Below are 19,325 nucleotides of genomic sequence, written 5' to 3'. Positions count from 1 at the left end.
CGCTTGAACGGCCTTAACCCGCCTTGCGGCCGCTCCGCTCAAGCTTGCGCACTCGCTGCTCCTGGTCGCGGCTCTGGATAGTGATCCGGTCGTCGAAGCGCTCGAACTTGCGGGCCAGGTCGGCGACCGCCTTGTTGGTATGCTTGAGCTCGGCCGAGAGTTTCTTGGTGACCGACTCGGCGGCATTGATGACGTCGGCCTTGAGCTGCGCTGCGGCGTCGCCGATTACGCGGCGCGATCCGTCCGCGCGCAGGCTCTCGCGCAGGACATCGATTTCCTGGCCGAGCTGGATACGGACCGCCTCGGCGCGGCGCGAGACTTCCTCGGAAAGCTGGTCGCGCGCCTGCGCGGCGCGCACGCCCATCTCGTTCTGCAGCGCCAGTTTGAGCGCGCTCAACTGTTCGCGAAACTCGACCCGCGTCGCGCCCAGCGTTTCGCCCAGGCGCACGATTTCGGCGCCGAGATCGGAGCGCACGCCCGCAATCGCGTCGCGGTTCTCGGCGATCTGCTCTGAGAGGAAACGGATTTGCCGGCCGACTTCGGTGAACTGGTTGAAAATCTCCTCGCGCACCGCTTCCAGCCGCCCGCCGAATCCGGAGACGGCTTCCAGCACCAGCTCGAACCGTGCGCCCAGTTGCTCGAGCAGCGCCCCCACCCGGTCTATCGATTCATCCGACACTGGCACTCCCCCTGCGCTCCGCGCTATCTGACCGCCATCCCAAACCTGTTCCAACGTATCCCCAGGAACGACTGACTGTCAGCACCCCACGACCAATATATGAACATGGCGCGGCCTTCGACCTGGTCGAGCTTCACGAATCCCCAGAAGCGGCCGTCGTAGCTCCGGTCGCGATTGTCCCCCATCATGAGGTACTGGCCGGCCGGCACCACCGCCGGACCGTAGTTGTCGCGGGGCGAGTATGGCGATCGCTCGCCCGGCGCAACCTCGAAGTGCGCGTGCGGATCGGGCATCGGCGCGCCGTTGAGGAAGACCACGCCGTTTTTCACCTGGACCGTGTCACCGCCGATTCCAATCACGCGCTTGATGAAGTCCTTGCTCGGATCGAGCGGGAAGACGAAGACCACCACGTCGCCGCGATGGACCTCGGCAAAATGGACCAGGTAGTGCCCGTACGGAATCTCGGCGGCGAACGGCGTAAGGCCGAAGAGCGAATCCGGCATCCGCAGGCCGTAGCGAATCTTGTTGACCATGATATGGTCGCCGATCGCGAGCGTCGGCTCCATCGATCCCGACGGTATCTTGTAGGCCTGGACCAGAAAGGTGCGGAGCACGATCGCGAGCAGGAAGGCGACGACGATCGCCTCGATCCATTCGCGAGTTTCTGAGCTGTGCGGTTCGACGGTGTTCGCCGCGGACGGCGGCGAACTCTCGCCGGGGCCAGGTTTGCGGAGGTTGACGGGAGAAGCCACGGTGAAGCCTTACTCTCCGACTTTGAGCAGGGCCAGGAACGCCTCCTGGGGAATTTCGACCTTGCCCACTTGCTTCATCCGCTTTTTACCCTCTTTCTGCTTTTCCAACAGCTTGCGCTTGCGTGTGATGTCGCCGCCGTAGCATTTCGCGGTCACGTTCTTGCGCAGCGCCTTGACGCTTTCGCGCGCGATAATCTTGGCCCCGATCGAGGCCTGGATAGCTACTTCGAACATCTGCCGCGGGATGTGCTCGCGCATCTTTTCGCACAGCGTCCGCCCACGCTCATAGGCCCGGTCGCGATGCACGATCACGGAGAGCGCATCGAGCACTTCTCCGTTGATCCGAAGGTCCAATTTAACCAGAGACTCCGGCCGGAAGTCCAGAAATTCATAATCGAGCGATGCGTAGCCGCGGCTGACCGACTTCAGGCGATCGTAAAAATCGAAAACCACCTCGGCGAGCGGCATCTCGTAGTGCAGCAGCGCGCGGCCGCGTCCGGCAAACTTCAGGTCGCGCTGCACGCCGCGCCGCTCCTCGCAGAGACTCATCACCGCGCCCAGGTACTCCTGCGGCACGTGGATCGAAGCCAGGATGAAAGGCTCCTCGATCGCTTCGATCGTCGACTCGTCGGGCAGCTGCGATGGATTGTCCACCATCACGACCGCGCCGTCCTGCTTGCGGACGCGGTACTCGACGGTCGGCGCAGTGACGACCAGGTTGAGCCCGAACTCGCGTTCGAGCCGTTCCTGCGCAATCTCCATGTGCAGCAGGCCGAGGAATCCGGCGCGAAAGCCGAAGCCCAGCGCCTGCGAGCTTTCAGGCTCGAAGATGAGGCTTGCGTCATTGAGCTTGAGCTTGTCGATCGCGTCGCGCAGCGCCCCGTACTGGTTGGCTTCGGTCGGATAAAGCCCGGCGAAGACCATCGGCTTGAGTTTCTTGAACCCCGCCAGCGGCTCGGCCGCCGGCTGCTCGGCGCTGGTGATGGTATCGCCGACGCGCATGTCGGCCACGGTCTTGATATTGGCCGCGACCATCCCGACTTCGCCCGGCCCCAGTTCCTCGACCTCGGCCTCGAACGGCGTGAAATGCGCCAGCCGCAGCACCTCGCCCGTCTTGCCGGTGCCCATCAGATGCACCTTCATGCCGCGGCGCAACTCGCCGTCGAACACGCGAACGAGGCCGATCGCGCCCTGGTAAACGTCGTACCAGCTGTCGAAGATGAGGCCGCGGGTGCGAGCGCCGGGAGCGACGGGCGGCGGAGGAATCCGTTCGACCACCGCTTCGAGCACCTCTTCGATGCCGATGCCCTCCTTGGCGCTCGCCAGGATCGCGTTGGACGCGTCGAGTCCGATGATCTCCTCGATTTCTGCGCGCGTGCGGTCGACGTCGGCGCCGGGCAAATCGATCTTGTTGATCACGGGCACGATTTCCAGCCCGTGGTCGAGCGCCATGTAAACGTTGGCTAGCGTCTGCGCCTCGACGCCCTGGCTCGCGTCGACCACGAGCAGCGCGCCTTCGCAGGCGGCGAGGCTGCGCGAAACCTCGTAGGCGAAATCGACATGGCCGGGAGTGTCGATCAGGTTAAGCACGTAGGATTTGCCGTCGCGCGCAGCGTAGCTCAGCCGCACCGAGCGCGCCTTGATCGTGATTCCACGCTCACGCTCGAGGTCCATCGAGTCAAGGAACTGCTCCTTGAGTTCGCGCTTGCTGAGCGCCCCGGTGCGCTCGAGCAGACGATCGGCGAGGGTCGACTTGCCGTGATCGATGTGCGCGATGATTGAGAAATTGCGGATGAGCGCGGGGTCGGTCATACGGCGAAGTGGGTCATCAAGTAAAGCGACGGCCGCCCCCATGGCGGCCGGTCCAAGCCCCAGCATAGCATTTTTCGGCTAGTGCGACGCGCGCTCTCTGAAGTAGCGCAGGGTCTCTGCCAGACCTTCCGGCAATTCCACCTGCGGGCGCCATCCAAGCTCTTTTTGCGCACGCGCGGGCAGGATAACCGACCGCATCTGCTCGCCCGGCCGCGCCGGACCGTACTCGGGCGCGCGGCTCGTTCCGGCTATCTGCGCGAGCGCCGCGTAAAGCTGGTTGACATTGGTCTCGATGCCCGTGCCGATATTGAAAGCGCCGGAGACGGTGCTCGCCACGGCGGCCACGTTCGCCCGCACCACGTCGCCGACAAAGACATAGTCGCGCGTCTGATTGCCGTCGCCATAGACGGTTACGGGTCGATCCTCGAGGATGCGTCCGCAGAAGATGGCGACCACGCCGGCCTCGCCGTGCGGATCCTGGCGCGGACCATAGACGTTGGCGTAGCGCATCGCGACGTAATCGATTCCGTACTGCACGTGATAGAAAAACAGGTACTTTTCCGTCGCCAGCTTGGCTACTCCATAGGGGCTGACCGGACGCAACGGGTGATCCTCGTTGCAGGGGAAGCTTTCCTGTTCGCCATAGATCGCGCCGCCGGTCGAGGAAAAGACGACCCGGCGCAATCCGTTGGCGCGTCCGGCCTCGATCAGGTTGAGGAAGCCGACCAGGTTCACCTGCGCGTCGAAGGCCGGGTCGGCGACCGAGCGCCGCACGTCCATCTGCGCCGCCAGATGCACCAGGATTTCCGGCCGCTCGCGCTCGAACATGGCGCGCACGGCGGCGGCGTCGCGCACGTCGGTCTGGTAAAAGCGCGCGCGCGGATTTATCTGCCCGCGTTTGCCGGCCGAGAGATCGTCGATGATCGAGATCTCATGACCGCCCGCGGCGATCAGCGCGTCAACCGTATGGGAGCCGATAAAGCCGGCTCCACCGCTGACCAATATTCGCATTCCAATTCCCCTTGGGCCCGGCTAGATCGGCCGCCGGCCAATCGAGTAGTAACGCAACTCGAGCGCTTTCATCAGGGCCGGATCGTAGAGATTGCGCCCATCGAAGATGACCGGCGACTTGAGCATCGAGCGAATGCGCTGGAAATTCGGATGGCGGAACTCGGGCCATTCGGTGAGGATGATCAGCGCGTCGGTCCCCGCCAGCGTCTCGTAGTTGTTTTCGTGATAGGTGATCCGGTCACCGAAAATCCGGCGCGCGCTCTCGAGCGCTTCGGGATCGTGCCCGCGCACGCTCGCTCCCGCCGCCAGCAATTCCTCGATCACCGTGAGCGACGGCGCTTCGCGCATGTCGTCCGTGCGCGGCTTGAAGGCCAGCCCCCACACCGCGAAGCTGCGGCCGCGAAGGTCGGGACCGAAGTGCTGCTTGACGCGCTCGGCGATAATCCGCTTCTGCCGCACGTTGACCTCGTCGGTCGCGCGCAGCAGCGAGAAATCGAGCTGGTGTTCGGAGGCGCTGTGAATCAGCGCCTGCACGTCTTTGGGAAAGCAGGAACCCCCATAGCCGGCGCCGGGGAAGAGGAATTGCGACCCGATGCGCCGGTCCGAACCCATCCCGCGCCGCACGTCGCTGATTTCCGCGCCCACGGCTTCGCACAGGTTCGCCATCTCGTTGATGAACGAGATGCGCATCGCCAGCATCGCGTTGGACGCGTACTTGGTCAGCTCTGCCGAGCGCGGATCCATCACGATCACCGGATTGTCGGTGCGCAGGAAGGCGGCGTGCAATTCGCGCAGAATCGCGGTTGCCTGTTCGCTCGTCGATCCGATCACCACCCGGTCGGGCCGCATGAAGTCCTCGATCGCCGAACCCTCCTTGAGGAACTCGGGACAGGAGCAGACGTCGATGCGATGGGCAGCGGCCCGGGCCACGATTTCGCGCACGCGGTCGTTGGTGCCGACCGGAACCGTGCTTTTAATCGCAACGATATGGTAGCCGACGGCCGCCCCAGCGACCTCCTCGGCGGCGCGCATCACGCCGTTTAAGTCCGCCGCCCCGGTCTTGCTCATGGGCGTACCGACCGCGATGAACGACACCATCGCGGCGGCGACCGCTTCCCTGATTTCGGTGGTGAAGCTCAGGCGGCCCTCCTTGACATTGCGCCGCACCAGCTCTTCGAGCCCCGGCTCATAAATCGGCACGTGGCCGGCCCTAAGCCGTTCGATGCGCGCGGCATCGATATCGACGCAGATGACCTCGTTGCCGCTCTCGGCAAAGCAGGTGCCGCTCACCAATCCCACATAGCCCGTACCCACGACTGCGATATTCATTTGTTTGCCAAGCCGCGGACTCGGTAATCCGGGGCTTTGGAATTCCCCCGAGGATTTAAAATTCTTCCTTGATCACGTAAACCGGCTTGTCCTGCGATTCGTGGTACGTGCGCGCCAGCATCTCTCCCAACAGCCCGATACTGATGAACTGAACGCCCACGATCACCATCAGAATCGCCAGCAGCAGCGCCGGACGATCGTGCAGCGGCCGCCCCAGCGCGATCTTCTCGAACACGAGTATAGCCGTCCAGACCGCTCCGATCAGGCCCAGCACCAGGCCGATCGCGCCGAAGACCTGAATCGGCCGCGTCGAGTAGCCCGAGAGAAACTTGACCGTCAAAAGGTCCAGGAGAGTGCGCACGATGCGTCCCGGGCCGTATTTCGACTTGCCGGCGCGGCGCGGGCGAAAACCCACTTCCACCTCCGCGATTCGCGCGCCCTGCTCGGCGGCGATCGCGGGGACGAAGCGATGCATCTCGCCGTAGAGCATCAGGCGATGCGCCAGGTCGCGCCGGTAGGCTTTCAGCGTGCAACCATAGTCGTGCAGCCGCACGCCGGTCATCCACGAGATCAGCCGATTGGCGGCGATCGACGGGAGCCGGCGGCTCAGCCGCGCCCCGGCCCATCGCCCGGTGCGCCATCCGCTCACCAGGTCGTAGCCCTCGGCGAGCTTGGCTAGCAGGCGCGGGATATCCGCCGGATCGTTTTCGCCGTCGCCGTCGATCGCGACCACCACGTCGCCGGCGGCCTCGCGCAGTCCGCAGGCGAGCGCCGCAGTCTGGCCCGAATTGCGCGCAAGCCGCAGCACGCGCACGTGCTCGTCCCCGGCCTTGATTGCGCGCAGCACCTCGGCGCTGCCGTCGGTCGAGCCGTCGTCGACGAATAGCATCTCGTAGCTGGCGCCGGCCGCGCCCAGCACGCGCACGAGTTCCTCGTGCAGCGGAGAGAGGTTGTCCCGTTCATTATAGAGCGGAACAACTATCGAGAGTTCCATCGCGTGTACTGCGAATCGGTAAGCTCGATGAAGGCGCGGTAGCGCTGGTCGATTTCCTCCCAGGTCAGGCTCACCAGGCGCTCGAGCGAAAACCGCTCGACCACGAACGAGGCGAGCACGCTGCCGTAAACCACGGCGGTGCGCAGGACCGGCTCGGCCACGCTCGCGTGGCGCGCGAGGAAACCCATGAAGCCGCCGGCGAAAGTGTCGCCCGCGCCGCTCGGGTCGATTACTTCTTCAAGCGGGTACGCGGGCACCGCGAACATCGAATCCGCGCTGAATTGCAGCACGCCGTACTCGCCGCGCTTCACCAGCACGGTATCGGGGCCCATCTTGAGAATTGCGCGGCCGGCGCGCACCAGGTTGTGCTCGCCCGTCAGCATGCGCGCCTCGTCGTCGTTCAGCGTCAGGATGTTGACGCGGGCGAGCAGGCGCATCAGCGCCGGCCGTTCGTTTTCGATCCAGTGGTTCATCGTGTCGGCGGCGACGACCCGGGGGCTGTGCACCTGCGAAAGCACGCGGCTTTGCAGTTCGGGCGCGATGTTGCCGAGGAAGACGTAGTCGGCGCGGCACTGATCGGGCAAAAGGTCGGGAGCGAAGTCCGAGAACACGTTAAGCGCTAGTCCCAGCGTGTCACGCTTGTTCATATCCTCGTGATAGCGCCCATGCCAGCGCATCGTCAGCCCGTCCCGGCGCGCGAGGCCGCGCACGTCGATATTGCGCTCGGTGAACAGGCGCAGGTCTTCGGCGCGAAAATCGGTGCCGATTGCGCCCACGATGCTGACCGGCGAAAAGAAGCGCGCCGCCAGGGCAAAATAGCTGGTGGATCCGCCCAGCACGTCATCGGCCCTGCCCTGCTGGGTCTCGATCGTGTCGTAGGCGACGGAGCCGACCACAACGATACTCATTCGACGCAATCCCCCCGACGCTGGATCATCGCGCTCCTCGCTGTGCTCAAATGCATCTTCAGTCGGTTCATTGCAGATACTTGCCGATTATCGGCCGCAGATCGGCGGCCATCTTGGGCGGAATCACCGCGCGGTCGGTGATGATCGCGTCCTTGAGCGCGTGCGGACACGCGCAATCGCGCGTGCGCGCCGCGATCCGCCGCGCGAGCACTGCGATCGCGTTCTGCGCGTGCTCGACGTTAAGTTTCATCACGCGCAGGATCTCGCCGATATCGACCGCGGCGACGCTTTCGTGCCAGCAATCGTAATCGGTTACCAGCACCAGCGCCGCGTAACACATCTCCGCCTCGCGCGCCAACCGCGCTTCCTGCATCGCCGTCATACTGATGACGTCGGCGCCCCAGCGCCGATAGAGGTTCGACTCGGCGCGGGTCGAGAACTGCGGCCCCTCGATACAGATGTAAACGCCGCCGCGATGGACGGTCGTGCCGCTTTCGCCCGCGGACTCGGCCACCTCGCGCGCGAGCGCCGCGCATACCGGGTCGGCAAGCGAAACGTGTGCGACGATCCCGCCGCCGAAAAAGCTCGCCGGCCGTTTGTAGGTGTGATCTATGAATTGGTCGGGCACCACGAGGTCGCCCGGCCGCAGCTCCTCCTTCATGCTCCCGGCGGTGCTGACCGAAACCAGATGATCGACGCCGAGCTGCTTCATCCCGTAGATGTTAGCGCGAAAATTCAGCTCGGAGGGCATCAGGCGATGGCCGCGGCCGTGGCGCGAGAGGAACACAACGTCGCACTCGCCGAGCTTGCCGCGGAAGAACGGGTCGGAGGGAGGGCCGAACGGCGTGTGAAGATCGACCTGCTCGACGGCGCTCAGCCCCTTCATCTGGTAGAAGCCGCTCCCGCCGATCACGCCCAGCACCGTCTTGCCCATTACCGCCCTGCTCCTTCAGCCCGCTTGCCGCTCGGCGTACAACTGGCCGCAGGCGGCTGCGATATCCTGGCCCCGGCTCTCGCGGATTGTAGCGGTCAAGTTACCTTGCCGAAGTATTGCTTGAAAGCCCTCTACCGCGGCGCGCGCGGACGGCGCGAACCGCGCGCCCGAAAAGGGGTTGAAAATGATCAGATTCACCTTGGCCTTGAGCTGGCCCAAAAGCCGGACCAGCCGGCGCGCATCCGCGGGTGAGTCATTAACTCCGGCCAGCATCACGTATTCGAACGTCACGCGATCGCGTCGTTTGATCGGCAAGGCGCGGCATGCGTCGATCAGCTGCTTCAGCGGATAGCGCAGATTGATCGGCGCGAGCCGGTCGCGCAGCTCGTCCGTCGCCGCGTGCAGCGACACCGCCAGGTTGACCGACGGAAACTCGGCCAGCAGCCGGTCCATCGCAGGCACCAGCCCCACGGTCGAGACTGTAACGCGCCGGGGCGAGATTCCCATCCCCCACGCCGAGGTCATGATCGCGAGCGCGCGCATCAGACGCGGGTAGTTGGCAAGCGGCTCGCCCATCCCCATGAAAACGTAGTTGGTGAGCTGTTCGCCGGGCCCGAGCTCGCGCCGCGCGGCGGCAATCTGGCCGACTATCTCGGCCGCGGTCAGGTTGCGATGAAGCCCCATCATCGCGGTCGCACAGAACTCGCACGCCATCGCGCATCCGGCCTGGCTCGAAAGACAGAGCGTGACGCGCTCGCCGGCCGGGATGATCACGCTCTCTATCGCTTCGCCATCGCCGAGCGTGACCAAAAGCTTGCGCGTGCCGTCGGTGGAGCGCGCGACGGTCGCGTCCGGCGTCGGGCTAATGTTAAAGTGATTCTTCAAGTCGGCCCGGAGCCCTGCCCCGAGGTCCGACATCGCGTCGAAGGAATCCGCTCCGCGCTGCCACAGCCACCCCATTATCTGCCGCGCGCGGAAGCTGCGCTCGCCGGCGGCGGTCACGAACTGCGTCAACTCATCGAGCGTCAGTTCGCGCACGTCGCGCAGCGACGACGCCTTGACCGCCGTCGCGCCGGAGGATTGCAGATGCTCGGTCACCTGACGAGTTTACCGATCTTCAGTACTCTTCGTCAGCCACGTAACTGCCGATGCTTTGGACGAGGCCGGGAGAGCGGTGCGCCAGCAGAACGCCATACACGACGGAAATCGCGAGTCCCGCCGCGGCTATCGCCGGAAACAGGTTGAACGGCGCCGGTTGTCCCGGCTGAACCAGTCCCCACAACGGGAAGAGCGTCAAGACCACGCCGAGAAGGGGAATCACGGCGTGCCTTATCGCGTCGAATTCGGAATTGTGAAACCGCACGATGTAAACCGGGAGCGCGATGGTGGTCGCGAGATACACCATGAGAATTGGAATCGTGCCCAGGGTTCCGGTGTAATCGAAAATCTTGACCGGGTCGCGGTTCCAGCCGAAGACGAGCGTAATCGCGAGCGCAGCCAGGATGAACGCCCACATCGCGGCGTGCGGCGTTCGGTGTTGCGGATGAATCTTGCCGAAGAAAACCGGCAGCAGGCCCTCGCGCCCCGCGCTGAACAGGATGCGCGCCTGTGAATTGGTCAGCCCGAGCAGGCAGGAAAAGACGCTGGTGATGCCGGCAAGATAGGCGACGATCAGAAGTGGGCCCGCCGAATTCCTGAGCGCGTCGATGAAGGGAATCGTGGAATTGCCGATCGCCTTGGCGTTGTTGTGAAAGGCGATTTCCGTCGCGTACGCGAGAAATACGTAAACCGCGCCGATCGTCACCGTGGCCATCGCCAGGGCCCGCGGGATGTTGCGGCGCGGGTTCTCGGTTTCTTCGGCCAGCGTGGCGGAATTCTCCCATCCGACGAACGCGTAAACCGCGAGCGGGAAGCCAAGGCCGACGCCGGCGAGTCCGCTCGACAGATTCGACGGGAGGAACGGCGCTGCGCTCAGCGACGCGCGGTTGACGATCAGCATCGCCGTCGCGCCGGTCAGCAAGAGGCCGAGCTCGAAATAGAAGAAGATCGCGGCCCACAAGGTCGAGATTTTTACCCCGCGCGCGACCAGGAAACCGCAGATTCCCGTCGCGCCAGCGCACAAGAGCTGCCAGGGAATGTCGATCCCGAGATAGAGCTTCAGCGTATCGTGCGCCCAGCCGCCAGAAATGGCAACGATCGCGGCGGCTGCGATCGCATAACCGGCGACGATGAACAACGACGCCGCGGCGCCGGCGGCGGGTCCGAAAGCCATCCCGATGAAGGTGACGAACGAACCCGTGCTTGGCCGGTATTTCGAGAATTCGGAGAGCGTGTTGCTCAGGAAGAGAATCGCCACCATCGCCACGATAATCGTCAGCGGTGCTGCCACGCCGGCACCGCCAACGATCACTCCGAAACCAAAATAGAAACTTACCGCGGGCGCGATATTCGCCAGCGTCGAGGCGATAATCTGGGGCAGCCCCAAGGCATTTCGGCTCAGCCGATCGGATTTCATAAGGCGTCGCCGGGATCACACGGCGCCGCGTCGAGCCGGCTCAGGGCCAGATCGGCGGGACAGTGATTGACGGGGTGAACGTTGTCGGATTGGCCCGCCGCCACCGTCAAGGCGCGCCTAAGGGACGATATCGAGACTGCTGAAGAAGAACGCCACTTCGTGCGCGGCGGTCTCCGGCGCGTCTGAGCCGTGCGTGGCGTTTTTTTCGACGTCCAGGCCGAAGTCTTTGCGGATAGTGCCGGACGCGGCTTTCGCCGGGTCCGTCGCGCCCATCAGGTCTCGCCACTTCGCGATCGCGCCGTCCGCCTCCAGCGCCATTACGACCACTGCACCCGACGACATGTAATCGCAGAGCGAGCCGTAGAACGGCCGCGCCTTGTGCACGGCGTAAAACGCCTCGGCCTGCGCGCGTCCGAGCCGGATAAGGCGCATCGCGCGAAGCTTTAATCCGGTGCCTTCGATGCGCTTGATGATATCGCCTGAAAGCCCGCGCGCCACCGCGTCGGGCTTGATGATTGCCAATGTCCGTTCTATCGCCATCCGGTAACTTGCCGTCCTGATTACGCCGCGCGGCCGAGCGCCTGCGCCTAATTCCTGCGCCCGTCGAGCGCGGCCTTCATCGTGACGCCCAACTCCGCGGGGCTCATCGCAACGCTGATGCCGGCCGCCTTGAGCGCCGCGATCTTGTCGGCGGCGCCGCCGTGACCGCCCGAGATGATCGCGCCCGCATGGCCCATCCGCCGCCCCTTGGGCGCGGTCTGCCCGGCGATGAACGCGACCACCGGTTTCTTGAAGTTCTGCTTGATATACGCCGCGGCCTCTTCCTCGGCAGTGCCGCCGATCTCGCCGATAAAGATCACCGCGTCGGTGCCCGCGTCCTTGTTGAACAGCTCGAGCGCGTCGATCTGATTGGTGCCGATTATCGGATCGCCGCCGATTCCGACGCAGGTCGATTGCCCGATGCCGAGCTGGGTGAGCTGATGCACCGCCTCGTAGGTGAGCGTGCCCGAGCGCGAGATCACGCCGACCTTGCCCGGCTTGTGGATATAGCCCGGCATGATTCCGATCTTGCACTCGCCCGGAGTGATGACGCCGGGACAGTTGGGACCGATGAGCCGCGACTTGCTGTCCTTCAGGTAGTGCTTGACCTTCACCATGTCGAGCACCGGGATGCCCTCGGTGATGCAGATGATGAGTTCGACCCCGGCGGCTGCGGCCTCCAGGATCGCGTCGGCGGCGAACGGCGGCGGAACGTAGATCACGCTCGCATTGGCGCCGGTCGCTTTGCGCGCCTGCTCGACGGTGTCGAAAACCGGAATACCTTCGAAATCGGTGCCGCCCTTGCCCGGCACCACGCCGCCGACCATCTGCGTGCCGTAGTCGCGGCAGGCGCGGGTGTGGAACTGGCCGGTGGCGCCGGTCATTCCCTGGGTGAGGACGCGAGTGCTCTTGTTTACCAGGATGCTCATCGAAATCAGTGTCCTATTTGCCGATCGATTCGACTACGCGGCGCGCCGCATCGGCCATGTCGTTGGCGGCGATCACCTTGATGCCCGACTCGGCGAGGATCTGCTTGCCCTCTTTGACGTTGGTCCCTTCCATCCGGACCACCAGGGGGACGCTCAACTTAACCTCGCGCGCCGCGTCCACCACGCCGCGCGCCAGCACGTCGCACTGCATGATGCCGCCGAAGACGTTGATCAGCACCGCCTTGACGCGCGCGTCGGAGAGCAGGATGCGGAACGCGGCCGCGATCTTCTGCGCGTTGGCGCCGCCGCCGACGTCGAGAAAATTGGCCGGCTCGGCGCCGTAGTACTTCACGATGTCCATCGTCGCCATCGCCAGGCCCGCGCCATTGACCATACATCCAATGTTGCCGTCGAGATGGACGTAGCTAAGGTCGTACTTGGCGGCCTCGGTCTCGGCCGGGTCCTCCTCGTTGGGGTCGCGCAACTCGCGGATCTCGGGATGGCGGAAGAGGCCGTTGTCGTCGAATGAAATCTTGGCGTCGAGGCAAATCACGCGCCCGTCGGCGGTCACCACCAGCGGATTGATTTCAATAAGCGACGCGTCGGTCTCGACGAAGGCGCGGTAGAGCGCGGCGAGCAGCGCCGCGAACTGGCCTACCTGCTTGTCTTTCAGCCCCAGGGCGAAGGCGATTTTGCGCGCCTGGAACGGCGCCATCCCGACGAGCGGGTCGATCGGATCGGTGAGGATTTTTTCCGGCGTTTTCGCCGCGACCTCTTCGATCTCCATCCCGCCCTCGGTGCTCGCGATTACGGCGACCGCCGCGGCCTTTCGATCGACGACCATCCCGAGGTAAAGCTCGCGCGCGACCTGGCTCGCTTCTTCGAGGTATACGCGACGCACCACGCGCCCCTCGGGTCCGGTCTGATGCGTCACCAGCGGCTTGCCGAGCAGGCGGGCGGCGAAATCGCGCGCTTCGTCGGCGGAGCTTATCAGCTTGACGCCTCCCGCCTTGCCGCGCCCGCCGGCATGAATCTGCGCCTTGATTACGGCCTTGGGCTGGCCGAGCGCACGGAAGACGGCGGCGGCCTCGTCGGGCGTTGAGGCCGGCTGTCCCTTGGGCACCGGTGCGCCGAAGCGGCCGAGCACCTGTTTGGCCTGAAACTCATGGATGTTCATGTTTTACTTTCACTTGTATTTGCGCTTGAGCCTGCGTTTGACGCGCGCGGGCGAATCCGCCAGGCGCGCCGCCGGCGCCGTCAGCCTGCGATCGCCTTATCCATCGCCTCGACCAGTTCCCGGACGTGCCCGACGGAGCTGTCGAACGCGGCCTTCTCCGCCGCCGTGAGCTGGATTTCGATCACCCGCTCGACGCCGCCCGCGCCGATAACCGCCGGCACACCGGCGTAAAGTCCCTTCACACCGTATTCGCCTTCCAGGTAAACCGCGCACGGCAGCACTTCCTTGCGGTCGAGGATGAAGGCCTCGACCATCCGGTAAACCGCCGCGCCCGCCGCATAGTACGACGACGTCTTCATCAGCTCGACGATCTCGCCGCCGCCGTTGCGCGTGCGTTTTTCGATTTCGTCGAGACGCTTGGGCGCGATCATCCGCTCGATCGGCACGCCGCCGACGCTGGTGTAGCTGCGCACCGGCACCATGTCGTCGCCGTGCCCGCCGAGCACCATCGCCGACACGCTCTCGACCGACACCTTGAGCTCGGTCGCGAGGAACGTGCGATAGCGCGCCGAGTCGAGCACGCCCGCCTGCCCGGCCACGCGATGCTTGGGGAAGCCGGTGACGCGCTTGATCTGCGTGACCATCGCGTCGAGCGGGTTGGTCACCACGATCACGAACGCATCGGGCGCATGCTGCTTGATCGCACCGCCGACCTGGTTCATCACGCCGGCATTAATCTTGAGCAGGTCGTCGCGGCTCATTCCGGGCTTGCGCGGCGATCCCGAGGTCACCACGCAGCAATCGGCGCCCTCGATGATCTTCATGTCGGTCGAACCGGTGACGTTGACGTCAACGCCCAGCACCGGGGCGGACTCGAGCATGTCGAGCGCCTTGCCCTGGGGCAGGCCGTCGATAATGTCGAAGAGCGCGATATCGCCCAGCCCGCGCAGAAAGCACAGGTGAGCACAGGTCGCGCCGACGTTGCCGGCGCCGATGAACGCGATTTTTCTACGCTTAATCACACTTTGCAGGAGGGGCCCGCGCCCCTCTCCTCCATCAGCAGGAGGGGCCCAGCCCCTCTTCTTCATCAGTCCGACTTATATATCCGCGATCTGTGCGCGCGCAAAGTCTTACGGCCGGCGCAGCGATCGATTCGCCCGCCGCCCCCAATTGCCCGCGCGCGACCCCGAATCAATATCAGCCGCCGCCCGCCGTGTGAAGCCGCGCGCGATCGGCCGTATTTGGTCGTTTTGTGGGCGGAGCCAAGCCGTGTTAGACAAGCCTCGAAGCTAAGCCGGAAACCAAAAGGAACCGGAGGACAATTCAAATGGCCGCCGAATACATGGCCGTCGAACTCGAGGCCCGCTTGAACGTGCTCGAATCCAAGGTGCAGGAACTGGTGGACGTCGAGGCCATCCGCGACCTGCGCTTCCGCTACCACGAATACATCAACGAGGGGAAGTTCGCCGAGATCGCAAGCCTGTTTACCGAGGACGGTGACTTGCTCTTCGGGCATCTCGGCAGCGCCCACGGCCGCGACGAGATCAATCGCTTCTTCGGCGGCCTGCTGGTCAAGCCCGACGCTGCAGGCAAAGCCCGCGAGCCGCGGCTTTCGCGCGTGCGCCAGTTCATCCATAACCACATGGTCGAAGTCCGCGGCGACCGCGCAACCGGCTTCTCGTACCTGGAGGCGAAGCCGGTTTACAAGGGCGAGAGCTACGTCGTCGCGGCGCGTTACGACGACGAATACGTCCGCCAGAACGGCCACTGGAAGTTCAAGAAGATGGCGCTGACGCCGTACTTCATGGTGCCGCTCAAGGAAGGCTGGGCGCAGGACGACCTGCTCAAGATGGGTCATTGATGCGTATGAGCACGATGGAACCCGCGGTGCTTTACGAGCGGAGCGGCGTGATCGGCTACGTCACGCTCAACCGGCCGCGCGTGCTCAACGCGATGAACGACGAATGGATTCACGCCCTGGCCGCCGCAGCGCAGACGGCGGGCGACGACTCCGCGGCGCGGGTCGTGGTGGTCCGCGGCGCAGGCCGCGCGTTCTGCGCGGGCGCCGACCTCAAGGAAATCCCCCGCCGCCAGGAGCTGATGGAGCACTGGCAGACGCACATCGGTCCCGAGCAGGAAATCGCGCGCCGCTTCCGCCGTCTCGGCAAGCCGCTCATCGCGCAGGTGCATGGCTACGCCGTGGGCGGCGGATGCGAGGTCGCGATGCTCGCCGATATCCGCATCGCCGCCGAAGGCACGAAGCTGGGCTTCACCGAGGTCAAGGTCGGCGCCACGGTCACGATGGGCGGGCTCTACAATTTGCCGCGAATAGTCGGCGCGGGCCGCGCCTTCGAGCTGCTCTACACCGCCGAGCTTATCGACGCGCAAGAAGCGATGCGGATCGGGCTGGTGAATCGCGTGGTCCCGGCGGACCAGCTCGATTCTACCGTGCGCGCGCTGGCCGAGAAGATCGCATCGCACTACCCGGCGGAACTGGCGCTCACGCGCGAGGGCGTGTACCGCGCGATGGACATGGACTTCGACGCCGCGGCCGAGATGGAGCTTGGCGCGGCGCTCATCTCGCATCTTGCGGGCTCGCGAATCGAGGGTATGGCGCGGCAGGCCGAACGGATTCATCAGCGCAAGGGCGGCAGTCGATGACCGCGCGCGCGGCCCTGCTGGCCGCGTGTGCGATCGCCGCCTTCGTTCCACCGACCCGGGCGTTGGCGGCGCAGATCGAGGTGTGCTTCTCTCCGCCGCTGCCCGGCGGATGCGACCCGGCGGGCGCGATCGAGGGCGCGGTACGGGCCGCGCGCAAGTCGATCCTCATCCAGGCGTACGAGATAACTCCCGGGCCGCTAGTCGCTGCCCTGGTCGCGGCGCATAGGCGCGGCGTTGACGTCCGCGCGATAGTGGATTACCGGCAACTCACCGATCGCCGCAACCATGACGACGCGATCGCCGTCGAGCATCTTGGCGCGGCCGGAATCCCGGTGCTGGTGGACCGGCCGCCCGGCCTGATGCACGACAAGGTAATGATTATCGACGGCGAAATCGTGGTCACGGGAAGCTTCAACTACACATACTCGGCCGAGCATCGGAACGTCGAAAACCTGTTGGTTATTCGCGATCCGGCGCTGGCGGTGCAATACGTGCGGCATTGGCAAAGCCGCGCCGCCGAATCGCGGCCGCTGCGCGTAAGCGCCGGCGAAACGGACGATCGAGGCTCGCAGAGCTCGGCGGGATCGGACGCTGACGCTGCGCCGCCCGCGCCTCCCGGACCGATTTTCGGCAATCGCCGCACCCGCATCTACGAATGGCCGGGATGCCCATACTACGGCAAGGTCTCGGCGGCAAATCGCGTCGAATTCGCGAGCCCGGCGGCGGCCGAGCAGGCCGGCTACCGCGCCGCCCGCAACTGCCGATAGATTCACAACCTCGGAGACAAGCTTATCGTCCAAGGAGCGGTTTGCGGACCGCCCAGTGTCGTCCTGAGCGAGCGTTGCGCGAGTCGAAGGATCCCGAGTCTTCCCTTCTTTCGCTTAGCCACTTTTCAGGTCATTCCAATCCGGATTAAGCGACTCGATTAGTTTGATTTTTTTCGCACGCCGCCAGCCCTTCAATTGTTTCTCGCGGGCGATGGCGGCTTTGATCTCTTCGAATGCTTCGAAGTATACCAGTCGCTTGACGTGGTATTTGGCCGTGAAGCCGCGCGTCAGTCCCTCGACATGTTCCGCGACACGCCGCTCAAGATCGTTCGTGACGCCGACATACAGAGTCCGTGAAATGCCGGGCATTACATAGACATAGTAGTTTTTGGGCGACGCGTTCATGGGATCCGGGATCCTTCGACTGGCGCAACGCTCGCTCAGGATGACAAAAAAAACACGGGCGGATGACAAAAACACGGCACGGCCGGATGACAAACATACGACAGGGCCGCTGGCTGAAATATTTGTTAACCAGCCTATTTATCAACCAGACCCATTTATCGACCCGTCCTGGCCGAAGTCGCTTTGATATGTCGGCGCTCAGTGCGCGAAGGCCATTTCCCGCGTCGGCGCCCAAGGATAAACGTGCACCATCCATCCGAAGACCTGCGGATAGAAGCGTCCGCCGGCGGCGTCGCAGGCTTCTCTGGTCGCAATCGAACCGTTCGGACCGAACTTCGTCCAGTCGGCGGCGAGCCCCTGCCCCTTCGGCGGAAGGCAAAGATTTACGTGCCGATGCCATCGCGCGACGCTCAGCGGCACGCGCTGGTCGAGCTTGGCCTCGCTGGTTCCGCGCGGTGCCGTGTACATCGCGCCGACCAGCTTATAGCCGCCGCCCGCCGTCTTCTTGTAGAGCAGCGACGTCGGCTCGGCGGGATCGAAAGTGAATGCCGCTTTGAGTCCGTTCTGCCATCGCGTGAAATGATAAATCTTCTGCGGGATCTCCGGATGGAACGGCTTGAAGCCGTCGGCCTCGGCGACGTGGTAGTCCTTGTACTTCGCAAGCGCGGTCCGCAGCGTCTTGACGATCTCCGCAGCGCGCGCACGGTCGGCATCGGTGGCCGAGCGCGCCTTGCTCCACGCCATGTGCAGCGCCATCGCAGAGTCCCCGGCGGAGCTGGACATGTCGGACATGTTCGCATGATCCGACATGTCCATGGAGGACATCGAGCCCATCACCGCGTCCGAGCTGGGGGCGTCTCCGCGCTCATCTGATCCGGCTGCCGCCCATTGCGAGGCCGGCGCTCCCGCGCTGCTCTGATCCGTGGTTCCTACGACGTCGCTATTGCGGCCCTGCGCTGCGGCGAGCGCCAGCAGGACCATCGCGACCCCAGCCGCGTTGTGCAGAATCATGGCACCACCCCTTTGCTCGAAGCATGAGCCGCCCACCGCCCCTCGCCACCGATGACTACGCACCCGCCCCTGTGGGGTTACTAAAACGCAATGTACAGAGAATATTTGACTCCGCTTCGGAAGCCTGCGCCATAGGGGTTTTAGCGCGAAGGAGACTCTACGAGAGGCCAAAACCACAACCGGATGTGTGACGTTCGCGGATAGCCACAAGCCAAAATCGATGGCCGGGGGCCAAACAACCGGCGATCAGCGCAAGAGCGCCCGCAGGCGATGCCCGCGGGCGCTCCTTTACGCTCTCAAGTTTTGAGGCGCGGCGCGCGCCGCCACCTCTTTAACGCGAGATTCCTGGCGCTACATGTTGTCCACGATTGCTTTCCCGAACTCCGAGCACTTCAGGATCTTCGCTCCGGTCATCAGGCGCTCGAAATCGTAGGTCACGGTCTTGTTGGCGATGGTCTTTTCCAGTCCGCGGATGATTCCGTCGGCCGCCTCCTGCCATCCCATGTGCTCGAGCATCAGCACACCCGACAGGATTACCGAGCCCGGATTCACCTTGTCCTGATCGGCGTACTTGGGCGCGGTGCCGTGCGTCGCCTCGAACACGCCATGGCCGGTGACGTAGTTGATATTCGCGCCCGGCGCGATTCCGATTCCGCCGACCTGCGCCGCGAGCGCGTCCGACAGGTAGTCGCCGTTCAGGTTCATCGTCGCGACCACGTCGAACTCGTCGGGGCGAGTGAGAATCTGCTGCAGCGTAATGTCGGCGATATTGTCTTTGATCAGGATCTGGCCCGGCGGCGGCTTGCCATTGCAATCGTCCCATCCGATCGCCTTGCCCGCGAACTCGCGCTTGGTCAGCGCGTAGCCCCAATCGCGGAACGCGCCCTCGGTGTACTTCATG

20 protein-coding genes are annotated in these 19,325 nt (G+C 64.4%); 3 read left to right on the top strand and 17 right to left on the bottom strand.

Features of this window, described 5'->3' with window-relative positions; genetic code table 11:
* Nucleotides 1-13 precede the first annotated feature (13 nt).
* From VMI09_11820 to mdh, 14 genes are all read right to left on the bottom strand, one after another.
* Nucleotides 14-679, bottom strand: coding sequence for a hypothetical protein (locus VMI09_11820; GenBank protein ID HTQ25376.1), 666 nt, complete (start codon nt 677-679; stop codon nt 14-16).
* Between the two features lie 23 nt (nt 680-702).
* A complete protein-coding gene (gene lepB, locus VMI09_11815; GenBank protein HTQ25375.1) occupies nt 703-1,431 on the bottom strand; it encodes a signal peptidase I in 729 nt (242 codons plus the stop codon).
* A 9-nt stretch (nt 1,432-1,440) separates the two neighbouring features.
* Nucleotides 1,441-3,243, bottom strand: coding sequence for a translation elongation factor 4 (gene lepA / locus VMI09_11810; protein ID HTQ25374.1), 1,803 nt, complete (start codon nt 3,241-3,243; stop codon nt 1,441-1,443).
* Nucleotides 3,244-3,321: 78 nt separating this feature from the next.
* On the bottom strand, nt 3,322-4,254 hold the full coding sequence (locus VMI09_11805) for an NAD-dependent epimerase/dehydratase family protein (GenBank protein ID HTQ25373.1): 933 nt from the start codon (nt 4,252-4,254) through the stop codon (nt 3,322-3,324).
* 21 nt (nt 4,255-4,275) lie between these two features.
* Nucleotides 4,276-5,583 (bottom strand): UDP-glucose/GDP-mannose dehydrogenase family protein, encoded by a 1,308-nt coding sequence (locus VMI09_11800; protein ID HTQ25372.1) that lies wholly within the window; start codon nt 5,581-5,583, stop codon nt 4,276-4,278.
* A 55-nt stretch (nt 5,584-5,638) separates the two neighbouring features.
* Complete coding sequence (locus VMI09_11795; protein ID HTQ25371.1) at nt 5,639-6,577, bottom strand: glycosyltransferase family 2 protein; 939 nt, start codon at nt 6,575-6,577, stop codon at nt 5,639-5,641.
* The gene (locus VMI09_11790; protein ID HTQ25370.1) at nt 6,562-7,485 is read right to left on the bottom strand and encodes a PfkB family carbohydrate kinase; all 924 of its coding nucleotides are present in this window, start codon (nt 7,483-7,485) and stop codon (nt 6,562-6,564) included. The genes VMI09_11795 and VMI09_11790 overlap by 16 nt, the downstream gene beginning before the upstream one ends.
* A gap of 67 nt (nt 7,486-7,552) precedes the next feature.
* Nucleotides 7,553-8,419: an S-methyl-5'-thioadenosine phosphorylase gene (gene mtnP, locus VMI09_11785; protein HTQ25369.1), complete on the bottom strand. Its 867-nt coding sequence runs from the start codon at nt 8,417-8,419 to the stop codon at nt 7,553-7,555.
* Between the two features lie 15 nt (nt 8,420-8,434).
* Complete coding sequence (gene rlmN, locus VMI09_11780) at nt 8,435-9,517, bottom strand: 23S rRNA (adenine(2503)-C(2))-methyltransferase RlmN (GenBank protein ID HTQ25368.1); 1,083 nt, start codon at nt 9,515-9,517, stop codon at nt 8,435-8,437.
* 19 nt (nt 9,518-9,536) lie between these two features.
* On the bottom strand, nt 9,537-10,934 hold the full coding sequence (locus VMI09_11775; GenBank protein ID HTQ25367.1) for an APC family permease: 1,398 nt from the start codon (nt 10,932-10,934) through the stop codon (nt 9,537-9,539).
* A gap of 117 nt (nt 10,935-11,051) precedes the next feature.
* Nucleotides 11,052-11,474: a nucleoside-diphosphate kinase gene (ndk, locus tag VMI09_11770; GenBank protein HTQ25366.1), complete on the bottom strand. Its 423-nt coding sequence runs from the start codon at nt 11,472-11,474 to the stop codon at nt 11,052-11,054.
* A gap of 47 nt (nt 11,475-11,521) precedes the next feature.
* On the bottom strand, nt 11,522-12,403 hold the full coding sequence (gene sucD, locus VMI09_11765; GenBank protein ID HTQ25365.1) for a succinate--CoA ligase subunit alpha: 882 nt from the start codon (nt 12,401-12,403) through the stop codon (nt 11,522-11,524).
* A gap of 13 nt (nt 12,404-12,416) precedes the next feature.
* The gene (gene sucC / locus VMI09_11760; protein ID HTQ25364.1) at nt 12,417-13,580 is read right to left on the bottom strand and encodes an ADP-forming succinate--CoA ligase subunit beta; all 1,164 of its coding nucleotides are present in this window, start codon (nt 13,578-13,580) and stop codon (nt 12,417-12,419) included.
* Between the two features lie 80 nt (nt 13,581-13,660).
* Complete coding sequence (gene mdh / locus VMI09_11755; protein ID HTQ25363.1) at nt 13,661-14,602, bottom strand: malate dehydrogenase; 942 nt, start codon at nt 14,600-14,602, stop codon at nt 13,661-13,663.
* 305 nt (nt 14,603-14,907) lie between these two features.
* Here mdh and VMI09_11750 point away from each other — a divergent pair, with 305 nt between their 5' ends.
* Genes VMI09_11750 through VMI09_11740 form a run of 3 tightly spaced genes read left to right on the top strand, consistent with a single transcriptional unit; the run spans nt 14,908 to nt 17,008 of the window.
* The gene (locus VMI09_11750) at nt 14,908-15,441 is read left to right on the top strand and encodes a nuclear transport factor 2 family protein (protein ID HTQ25362.1); all 534 of its coding nucleotides are present in this window, start codon (nt 14,908-14,910) and stop codon (nt 15,439-15,441) included.
* A gap of 5 nt (nt 15,442-15,446) precedes the next feature.
* Nucleotides 15,447-16,241, top strand: a complete 795-nt coding sequence (locus VMI09_11745) for an enoyl-CoA hydratase/isomerase family protein (GenBank protein ID HTQ25361.1) — start codon at nt 15,447-15,449, stop codon at nt 16,239-16,241.
* Entirely contained in the window at nt 16,238-17,008 is a 771-nt protein-coding gene (locus VMI09_11740) for a phospholipase D-like domain-containing protein (GenBank protein ID HTQ25360.1), read from the top strand. The genes VMI09_11745 and VMI09_11740 overlap by 4 nt, the downstream gene beginning before the upstream one ends.
* 114 nt (nt 17,009-17,122) lie before the next feature.
* Here VMI09_11740 and VMI09_11735 read toward each other — a convergent pair whose 3' ends face one another.
* From VMI09_11735 to VMI09_11725, 3 genes are all read right to left on the bottom strand, one after another.
* Complete coding sequence (locus VMI09_11735) at nt 17,123-17,413, bottom strand: GIY-YIG nuclease family protein (GenBank protein ID HTQ25359.1); 291 nt, start codon at nt 17,411-17,413, stop codon at nt 17,123-17,125.
* A gap of 198 nt (nt 17,414-17,611) precedes the next feature.
* Nucleotides 17,612-18,424, bottom strand: coding sequence for a hypothetical protein (locus tag VMI09_11730; GenBank protein ID HTQ25358.1), 813 nt, complete (start codon nt 18,422-18,424; stop codon nt 17,612-17,614).
* A 351-nt stretch (nt 18,425-18,775) separates the two neighbouring features.
* Nucleotides 18,776-19,325 (bottom strand): isocitrate/isopropylmalate family dehydrogenase (locus VMI09_11725; GenBank protein HTQ25357.1); only part of this gene is annotated, 550 nt, incomplete at its 5' end.

This window comes from Candidatus Binataceae bacterium (genome assembly GCA_035500095.1).
Taxonomy (GTDB): domain Bacteria; phylum Desulfobacterota; class Binatia; order Binatales; family Binataceae; genus JAKAVN01.
The sequence above is the reverse complement of the archived record's forward strand: the minus strand, read 5'-3'. Positions and strand labels throughout refer to the sequence as shown.

Coding starts and splice junctions, on each gene's coding strand:
- VMI09_11730 (HTQ25358.1), bottom strand. CDS start 18,424: ATGATTCTGCACAACGCGGCTGGGGTCGCGATGGTCCTGCTGGCGCTC.
- VMI09_11805 (HTQ25373.1), bottom strand. CDS start 4,254: ATGCGAATATTGGTCAGCGGTGGAGCCGGCTTTATCGGCTCCCATACG.
- ndk (HTQ25366.1), bottom strand. CDS start 11,474: ATGGCGATAGAACGGACATTGGCAATCATCAAGCCCGACGCGGTGGCG.
- sucC (HTQ25364.1), bottom strand. CDS start 13,580: ATGAACATCCATGAGTTTCAGGCCAAACAGGTGCTCGGCCGCTTCGGC.
- VMI09_11795 (HTQ25371.1), bottom strand. CDS start 6,577: ATGGAACTCTCGATAGTTGTTCCGCTCTATAATGAACGGGACAACCTC.
- sucD (HTQ25365.1), bottom strand. CDS start 12,403: ATGAGCATCCTGGTAAACAAGAGCACTCGCGTCCTCACCCAGGGAATG.
- VMI09_11800 (HTQ25372.1), bottom strand. CDS start 5,583: ATGAATATCGCAGTCGTGGGTACGGGCTATGTGGGATTGGTGAGCGGC.
- lepA (HTQ25374.1), bottom strand. CDS start 3,243: ATGACCGACCCCGCGCTCATCCGCAATTTCTCAATCATCGCGCACATC.
- VMI09_11735 (HTQ25359.1), bottom strand. CDS start 17,413: ATGAACGCGTCGCCCAAAAACTACTATGTCTATGTAATGCCCGGCATT.
- VMI09_11745 (HTQ25361.1), top strand. CDS start 15,447: ATGAGCACGATGGAACCCGCGGTGCTTTACGAGCGGAGCGGCGTGATC.
- VMI09_11740 (HTQ25360.1), top strand. CDS start 16,238: ATGACCGCGCGCGCGGCCCTGCTGGCCGCGTGTGCGATCGCCGCCTTC.
- VMI09_11790 (HTQ25370.1), bottom strand. CDS start 7,485: ATGAGTATCGTTGTGGTCGGCTCCGTCGCCTACGACACGATCGAGACC.
- VMI09_11775 (HTQ25367.1), bottom strand. CDS start 10,934: ATGAAATCCGATCGGCTGAGCCGAAATGCCTTGGGGCTGCCCCAGATT.
- VMI09_11750 (HTQ25362.1), top strand. CDS start 14,908: ATGGCCGCCGAATACATGGCCGTCGAACTCGAGGCCCGCTTGAACGTG.
- mtnP (HTQ25369.1), bottom strand. CDS start 8,419: ATGGGCAAGACGGTGCTGGGCGTGATCGGCGGGAGCGGCTTCTACCAG.